At 43.9% G+C, this 8,488-nt stretch carries 6 protein-coding genes; 2 read left to right on the top strand and 4 right to left on the bottom strand.

Annotated elements, in window-relative coordinates:
* Positions 1 to 312 precede the first annotated feature (312 nt).
* Both R7O13_RS23400 and dld read left to right on the top strand, forming a co-directional pair.
* Positions 313 to 1,215, top strand: coding sequence for a LysR family transcriptional regulator (locus R7O13_RS23400; RefSeq protein ID WP_017633645.1), 903 nt, complete (start codon positions 313 to 315; stop codon positions 1,213 to 1,215).
* A gap of 382 nt (positions 1,216 to 1,597) precedes the next feature.
* Complete coding sequence (gene dld, locus R7O13_RS23395; protein ID WP_042520979.1) at positions 1,598 to 3,304, top strand: D-lactate dehydrogenase; 1,707 nt, start codon at positions 1,598 to 1,600, stop codon at positions 3,302 to 3,304.
* A gap of 142 nt (positions 3,305 to 3,446) precedes the next feature.
* On the opposite strand, the gene R7O13_RS23390 is transcribed toward dld, so the two are convergent.
* The 4 genes from R7O13_RS23390 to R7O13_RS23375 form a co-directional block, all read right to left on the bottom strand.
* Positions 3,447 to 3,755: an AzlD family protein gene (locus R7O13_RS23390; protein ID WP_318304778.1), complete on the bottom strand. Its 309-nt coding sequence runs from the start codon at positions 3,753 to 3,755 to the stop codon at positions 3,447 to 3,449.
* Complete coding sequence (locus tag R7O13_RS23385) at positions 3,752 to 4,483, bottom strand: AzlC family ABC transporter permease (protein WP_054865294.1); 732 nt, start codon at positions 4,481 to 4,483, stop codon at positions 3,752 to 3,754. The genes R7O13_RS23390 and R7O13_RS23385 overlap by 4 nt, the downstream gene beginning before the upstream one ends.
* Before the next feature lie 311 nt (positions 4,484 to 4,794).
* Entirely contained in the window at positions 4,795 to 6,024 is a 1,230-nt protein-coding gene (alr, locus tag R7O13_RS23380; RefSeq protein WP_130545615.1) for an alanine racemase, read from the bottom strand.
* A gap of 201 nt (positions 6,025 to 6,225) precedes the next feature.
* Positions 6,226 to 7,857: a methyl-accepting chemotaxis protein gene (locus R7O13_RS23375; RefSeq protein WP_005375988.1), complete on the bottom strand. Its 1,632-nt coding sequence runs from the start codon at positions 7,855 to 7,857 to the stop codon at positions 6,226 to 6,228.
* Positions 7,858 to 8,488: the final 631 nt, after the last annotated feature.

Below are 8,488 nucleotides of genomic sequence, written 5' to 3'. Positions count from 1 at the left end.
ACACTAGCTCAGTTGGTAGAGCGCAACCTTGCCAAGGTTGAGGTCACGAGTTCGAACCTCGTGTGTCGCTCCAAATTATTCAGATATGGCCATGGCGGTATCTCGATGCCAAGTGCATCAACTTAAAACCAGCGAAAGCTGGTTTTTTTGTATCTGAAGACTGATAAATTCACACCATCTCTTTTTCATTACCTGTGAGCTTAGCAACCCCATCTCTGTCACGAGTTTCTGATATTAAGTGTGACCCGATGTTTCGCACCTAAGCCAATTTCAGTTTACAATACGGGCTTCCAAAGGATTTGACGAAGACGCATGAGAAATACCGACGATTACATCATTTTTTATCACTTGATCGAGCAAGGTTCATTTAGTGCTGCTGCGAGACATATGTCACTGACCAAATCGGTCGTCAGTAAACGCATTGCCAAGCTTGAACAAGAGCTTGGTGTACAGCTTCTCTACCGAACAACGCGAACGCTAACGTTGACTGAAGCAGGACGAGCGTTTTTTACTCATGCAAAAGCGGTTTATCAAGCGGTGGCAACGGCGGAAGAATCCATTGTGGGTTTAGGTAAAAACTTATCTGGAAACATTAAAATTTCGGTGCCTACTATCTCTGGTGAATTAATTCTTCCTCAAGTGATTAATGAATTTAATCAGAAATACCCAGACATCAATATCGATATGGATCTAGATAATCGTTTCGTCGATATCGTGAATGAACGTTTTGATTTGGCAATTAGAACGGGTGTGTTGCCAGATTCTAGTCTGATTGCAAGAAAGCTGGTGGATGCAAATTGGATCATTTGCGCGTCACCCCAATACCTAGCTAAACATGGCATACCTAAACAACCTCAAGCCTTGGCTAAACACAATTGTTTAGTCTATTCCTACCAAGAAACCGGAGCGCATGAGTGGGCGTTTAAAGATGGAGACGAGGTATATCAAATCACCGTCGACGGTAACCTCTGTACTAACAATTCTTCTGTATTGAGAAATGTGGCGCTGTTAGGGCAGGGAATCATCTATGTGCCGCGTGTATTGGTTTATGAAGACTTAAAGCAAGGCAGTCTGATTCAGTTATTTAAAGACGAAACAGCCAAATGTTTGGGTATTTATGCGGTGTACCCTTACACTCGTCAGCAACCAGAAAAAATTAAGATCTTTATCGATCATCTATACACAAGCTTTCAAAGTCAAAACCATCGATTTTAAGCCAATAACTCAACACCGATCGTTATGTTGGTGTTGAGCTTATGTTTCCATCTTCATTTCTAAGAGTCCTCTTAAATTTAGGAGCTTACGCTTCTCCTCGTTTTCTTCACTAATGTTGATAACAAGATACCCCGCACAACTGTTAACAAATGGTTTTGCTATTGTTTCTTTTAAGAAACGGTCTGTTTCTTACGTTAAATTTCTCAAATGTGAAAGATAAGTAACAGAAAAATAAAGAATTATTTTGTTTGTTGTTTATTGATTACGTATTGTTCGTCCGCCTGACATAGACGCAGAGAAATGGACTGCTTATAGTGGCTCAAACGCCATGCCTGCCGCTAAGCGGTGTTGTGAGCGAAGTACAATAACTAGAGATACGGATATGAAACAAAAGCAGCTGATTGAAGAATTTAAAACCATCGTGGGGGAAGAAAATGTTCTAACCGACGAGGTTAAAACGAAATATTACCGCTCGGGGTTTCGTTCGGGTAGTGGTAATGCGCTTGCTATCGTGTTTCCTAACACTCTTCTAGAACAATGGAAGATTATTAAACAGTGTGTTGAAGCAAACTGCATCATTATCATGCAGGCGGCTAAAACAGGTTTAACAGAGGGCTCAGCTCCGAGTGGTAATGATTATGATCGCGATGTGGTTGTGATCAATATTACCAAAATCAAGAAGATTCACTTATTAGATGGCGGTAAGCAGGCGGTTTGCTTGCCTGGTGCGAGCTTACACTCTTTGGAGAAAGAGCTGAAGGCAGTGAACCGAGCACCGCATTCTATCATCGGCTCTTCATCGCTAGGTGCCACTGTGGTCGGTGGTATCGCCAATAACTCAGGCGGTGCGCTAGTTAAGCGTGGTCCTGCTTATACGGAACTGGCGATCTATGCGCAGGTGGATAAGCAAGGCCAGTTACATTTGGTGAACCACCTTGGTATTGAAGGATTAGGTGAAACGCCAGAAGAAATTCTAACAAACCTGCAAGAAGGGAACTTTGACCCAGCGAAGATCATTCATGATGAGCGAATGGCGTCAGACAAAGAATACGATGAACGTGTTCGAGACGTGACTTCTGACATTCCTTCTCGCTTTAATGCCGATGAACGCCGATTATTTGAAGCTAGTGGCTGCGCTGGCAAGTTGGGTGTTTTTGCCGTTCGGGTTGACAGCTACCCAGTACCCGAAAAAGAGCAGGTTTTTTACCTTGGCACCAATGACCCTGCGAAACTAACGAAGTTGCGAAAAGACTTCTTATCTACGTTTGATAACTTGCCTGAGATGGGAGAATACTTGCATCGAGATATCTTCAACATGGCAGAGAAGTACGGCAAGGATGTGTTCTTATCCATCGACTTGTTAGGCACAGATAAGCTGCCAAAAATGTTCGCACTTAAAGCTAAGGTAGAAAACTTCTTAGAGCGCATCCCGTTTGTCAGTAAATATCTGCCAGACACCATTTTGTACTACGCGAGCAAGTTGTTCCCACAACACTTACCAGAGCGAATGCTGGATTTCCGTGACAAGTATGAGCATCACCTGGTATTGAAAATGAGTGATGGTGGTATTGCTGAAGCACAAAAATACCTCAAAGAAGTTTGGGCTGTTGAAGACGACTGTGATTTCTTCGAGTGTACGCCGGAAGAGGGTAAAAAAGCTTATTTACATCGCTTTGCAGCAGCAGGTGCAGCAATTCGTTACGAGACGATTCACCGAAAAGACGTAGAAGACATCGTTGCACTTGATATCGCTTTGCGACGTAATGATGAAGAGTGGCTAGAAACTTTGCCTGAAGAGGTAAGTAAGAACCTTGTTCAAGCGCTCTATTATGGTCACTTTATGTGTTACGTCTTCCATCAAGATTACATTTTCAAAAAAGGGACTGACACGAAGTTGATGAAAAAGCTGATGCTAGAGCACCTCAATAGCCGTGGTGCCAAATACCCAGCAGAACATAACGTGGGTCACTTGTATGAAGCCGAAAACTCGTTGCAGAAGTTTTACCACGAATTAGACCCAACCAATACCTTTAACCCTGGTATTGGTAAAATGGACAAATATAAGCGCAATTGTAACTGCTGTGCGTAATGTGCTGTCTCACCATGATTAATAATCGTTGTTCATCATTCAAATGATGAGCATAAGATAAGCCCTGATGATACTTGTGACATCAGGGCTTTGTGTTTTGGGTCTTTTTTATTGATGACTGGTATCGGCGTTGAAACAGCGACTAAAGAGCACGTACTGCAGCGGCGGCGATGATGCCTGTTGCAATTGCGGGTAGAGGCTTTTTCACGATGAACATGACAACGGCAGTAGAAAACAGTGCTGCTCTAGCACCATTATCACCCTCTACTGCTAGCGGAGCTAAAAGCGCAACCAATACAGAGCCTGACATCGCAGTAATGAAACGTTGAACCCGTTCGCTAATCGGAATGAATGACATAACATACACTCCGCCCCAGCGGGTTATGAGCGTGACTAAAGCCATAGCGATGATGATAAGCAGTGTGCCACCTAAGGTTGTTTCGATGTTCATGCTTTCTTCTCCTTCCAACAAGCACCCAATACTCCGCCAGTAATGGCGCCAACCACTACGTGGCTATTCTCTGGCAAATACCAATATGCCAACATAGAAGAGGCTGCTGCTATGGCCCAAATTGCAAAGATTCTTAAGTCTTTCGGCCCAGCCACCACCATAGACAGCAGGAAGCATCCCATAACCATATCGAGCCCGAGGCCCACCGGATCTTTGATTGCGCTACCAAAATAAATGCCGATCCAGGTGCCCACAATCCAAAAAGACCACATCGCTAAGCCGCCACCAACAAGCAAGCCAAAGCCAGGTTCTTTTCTACCAAATGCATTGAGTGCCATTGCCCAGTTAGCGTCTGATGCTACCAGCATTACACCGTAACGTTTTGTTGGTGGGAGTTGTCGTAACCATGGATAAAGTGTGGCTCCCATCAAGAGGTGACGAGCATTAATCGCAAATACAGTAATAAGAACTGGAATGAGAGGGACTTCTGCTCCCCACATTTCTAACGTGGCAAATTGTGAAGCACCGGCGAAGACCAGTGTGCTCATCAACATAGTGGGAAATACATCTAGTCCAGTCTGTACCGCAGCAACACCGAAAGCGAGGCCAAATATGACCACGAACATAGAGAGGGGTAAAAGTTGGGTGAAGCCGTTCCAGACGTCAAGCCGATTAAATTCGTGCAACTCAGCGGAGGAGCGTTGAAGATGTTGAGTATTTTCTGTCATAGAGATACCTAGCTAGCAGGCAAAGGGGCAGTGCCATACGAGTGTGTTTGTTATTCTTTTGTAAACTTCATGTTTAACATCAATTGGAGGGGCTTTCAAACACTAAGTGCTATATAAAAATGAGCCATCCAAGCGGCTTTAAGAAACAGAGTGTAGAGAGTCGTACTTGGTAGTGCTAAAGGAGATTAAAACAACAGAAATAGTAAGCTCTGTTTAATTGATAACATCACGAGCTAGTACAGATTAGTAAATAAGAAAGAAAGCGAGCACGAGGCTCGCTTTTTCGCTCTGTTACGAATAACTGAATAGGTTTATTTTACGTAGACACGAGGGTTCGCGCTTCCCCAAACCGTGTATAGTTCAGGGAAGATGACTTCTGCGTGTTTTTCCATCTCAGCAGCTGAAATCGTTTTGCCTTGTTGGGAGCCAAACAAAACAACTTCAGAACCAGGCTCAACATCTTTGATACCTGTAACATCTACCATTGTAGTGTTCATTGAAGCAACGCCCGCAACTTTTGCACGTTGGCCATTGATCAGAACTTCTGCCGCATTCCCCATTTTTCGTGGGTAACCATCAGAGTAACCAACAGGAATGTTCGCCATTAAGCTTTCTTTGCTTGTTGTGTAGCTACTGTCGTAACCGACTGTGCTATTTTTTGGCAGGTGGTGAACGGATGCCACGCGTGTTTTGAAAGACACGATAGAAGGGTACTCAGGGTTAGTCGGTAGGTCTCCGTATAAAACGCCACCAGGGCGAACCATATCAAGCTGCGCTTCAGGAACATTAAGCGCGGTGTAAGAGTTTGCTACGTGCAGTAAAATGTTGTCGCGTTTTAGATTCGCTTCTTTAATCAGCCATGCAGAACTGTCTTTGAATGAAGCTAACTTTTGGCGCACGTCGTCTGCATTGTAGTTAGGGAAATGAGTCATGATACCAACAATATTAACGCCAGCTTGTTGAGCGATTTCTAGCGCTTCTTTCTTGCCCGCTTCTGTCGTCATATCAACACCATTACGTCCCATACCACCGTCGTTCAGAGCAAGGTGAACTTTGATTTCTTTACCAGCTTTCTCGGCTAGTTTAGACAGTGCTTTAGCTTGCTCTGCTGTGCCTATCAACTCTTCGACATTTAGGTCGATTGCGGCTTCAATCTCGCCAATATCCGCTGAGCGTACACGCATGAGTTGGCCTTTAAAGCCACTGTCGCGAACAGTTTGTGCTTCGGCGTTGCTTGCAACGGCAACGCAAGGAATTTGTTGTTCGATAATAGTCGGCATCAGGCCTGCGATACCATTTCCGTATGCGTCGGCTTTCATCACGGCGCAGATTTTCGTTTTGCCATCCATGTGCGATTTAAACTGCTCAATATTATCGCGGAACTGACCTAAGTTTATTTCTAGCCAAGCGTTAGCACCTTGAACTTGCTCTGCTTTTGCTGCTGTATTGCTAATTTGAAGAGGAGCAGCAGTAGCTTGCATTACAGGAACCGCGATTGCAGCAGCGATAGTCAGTGATAGTAAGGTTTTATTTAAGCGCATAAAGTCTCCGTACGCGTTTTTTGTATTGGTTATGTTATTGAGTACTTGGGGAAAGTACCTGACGAAGTAAAACGCTCCAAGTGGTGCTTTGGAGCGTTTGTTAAGATAGTGATTTAATATATACCTAAATATACCTCAGTGATGACATTCAATTTAAGCAAATCGGGATTGATTTGATATCTACTAAGGTACCCACTGAGTTTAACTCAGTTTAAAGCGGCTCATTACATCTTTAAGAGAAATGGATAGCTGGCTTAGTTCGCGGCACGCCTGTGCGGTTTGCTCCGAGCCTTGCGAGACCTCTTGAGATGCCAAATGTATGTTTTCAATGCTGCGGTTAAGCTCTTCCGCAACAGAGTCTTGCTGGTTACAAGCCGTGGCGATTTGGGTACCCATGTCTGAGATGTCCGAAATCGAATGCTCAATGTCGCTCATCAGCTGTTTTGATTGAATACCTTGCTCTGCACATTCTGAAATACTGGTTCTAGAAAGTTCAGTGGCTGATTTTGCGTCTTTTGCAAGTGATTGTAGCTGCTCAATGATCGAAGTGATTTCACTCGTTGAATCTTGCGTACGGCCGGCAAGAGTTCGAACTTCGTCTGCAACGACGGCAAAGCCACGACCAGACTCACCAGCACGCGCCGCTTCAATGGCTGCATTAAGTGCAAGTAGGTTGGTTTGATCGGCGATGTCGCGGATAACATCCACGATCACGTTAATTTTATTCGATTGCTGTTCAAGCTCTGCTACGGTATCGCCTGCAGCGCCAATTACGTTTGAAACTTCTTGAATCGCGTCAACCATACCTTGGGTTTCACGAACACCGTGTTGTGTGCGGCGGTTTGCTTCGTTAGCTTGGTTCGCTGAGTCTTCAGTGTTACGAGCCACATCGGCTACGGCCGCTTTCATTTCTGTCATTGCTGTTGCGATGTGCGTAATTTGCAGCTGTTGATCTTTCATACCAGACGCAGAAATATCGGAGATTTGGTTCATCTCTTCGACAGCGCTGCTTAACTGAGTAACTGCAGCAATCACGTTATCGATAACTTGGCGTAAGTCATCTTGCATCTTAGTGGTCGCGTCTGCCAGTTCACCAAGCTCGTCATTGCCGATTGCTTTACGGTCAATGTCACTTGATAGATCACCTGTCGCGATGGCATTTGCTTGCTCAACAACAAGTTTAAGTGGGCCACAAATTAGGCGAGTCAGCACGTATGTCATGCCTACCATGATCAGTAGAATAATCACGTTACTTGCAATTGAAGAATTACTCAATCCATTTACAGAGGACAGGATATGAGTTTTGTTGCTATCCATAGCTTCTTTAAGGAGACGGATTAGTTCGCCTAACTCTGAGTCAACCGCTTCGAAAGCAGACAAGGAGTTCGCCAAAATAGGGTGGGCCTTGCTTTTGTCGTTAGCTAGCATCGCTTCATTGTACTGGTCCATAGTAACCAAGTACTTTTTCCACTGACGCATAAGACGCTGGTAAGTTTGCTGCTCTTCGCCAGGCCAGATAGTTTCACCGTAAGCGTTGAGCTCTCTAGTGATCTTTTCGCGTTCTCTAATATTGTTAGAAATTTTAGTTTTGACTTGGTCTGCGTCTTCATAAGTGTACGCAGCAAATTGAGCTCGGCGCCAGCGAGACAAGTGATCTCGAATCGAATCGACCCTTTCCATTGCAGGAAGCGTATCATCGGTATAGTTTAAAAGCTCAGATTTGATGCTTTTGAGCTCTGTAGATAAAAATACACCAAATGCAATGTTGACGATGGCAATGAGTAAAAACGATAGCGATATCTTTTTCGCTATAGAAAGATTCTTGATAGACATTAGTGATATACCTTGTTTTTCTTATGTTGTGTCGCCAAAGTAAACCACATCCTTATATGTGATATATGTCCATTAAATTACTGCAACTCGTGTAACGTACCATTATTTATTGATATTTTCGATAATGAATTGAGCTTTGTTTGAAAATAAAAAAAGTCAATGATTTTATAAAGGTACGACCACATTCGATATAAAGTTATCGGTAACAAAATATGATGCTCTGTACGCAGTCGTGCCAAGAGTAGGGAATCAAATTGTTACAGATGTTACAACGATGAAAAGATCAGCGTTCATAACGTGATAGTCGCGTGTTTACCTCGAAGCAGTTACGGACACTAGTATGCGTATGACTTCATAGCTAATGAAAGGGAACGGGTGCTTATTGGTCTAATTGAATGCCAAACGTACTAGTCAGATCGCTTTTTAAGCACTTAAATCAAAAAGATAAAATTTATTGTTGACCAGATAAATTAATCCGTTAAAGTACGCCTCGTTCTCACGGCAAAGGCCGCTGAGACAGATGGTGTCTAACCCATCGCATGATTGCGTTGCCCTGGTGGTGGAATTGGTAGACACAAGGGATTTAAAATCCCTCGGCGTTCGCGCTGTGCCGGTTCAAGTCCGGCCCGGG

The sequence above is a fragment of the Vibrio sp. Y176 genome, assembly GCF_033438945.1.
This window is presented reverse-complemented; position numbering and strand designations above follow the sequence as displayed.

Coding starts and splice junctions, on each gene's coding strand:
- R7O13_RS23375 (WP_005375988.1), bottom strand. CDS start 7,857: ATGTCTATCAAGAATCTTTCTATAGCGAAAAAGATATCGCTATCGTTT.
- R7O13_RS23390 (WP_318304778.1), bottom strand. CDS start 3,755: ATGAACATCGAAACAACCTTAGGTGGCACACTGCTTATCATCATCGCT.
- R7O13_RS23385 (WP_054865294.1), bottom strand. CDS start 4,483: ATGACAGAAAATACTCAACATCTTCAACGCTCCTCCGCTGAGTTGCAC.
- alr (WP_130545615.1), bottom strand. CDS start 6,024: ATGCGCTTAAATAAAACCTTACTATCACTGACTATCGCTGCTGCAATC.
- dld (WP_042520979.1), top strand. CDS start 1,598: ATGAAACAAAAGCAGCTGATTGAAGAATTTAAAACCATCGTGGGGGAA.
- R7O13_RS23400 (WP_017633645.1), top strand. CDS start 313: ATGAGAAATACCGACGATTACATCATTTTTTATCACTTGATCGAGCAA.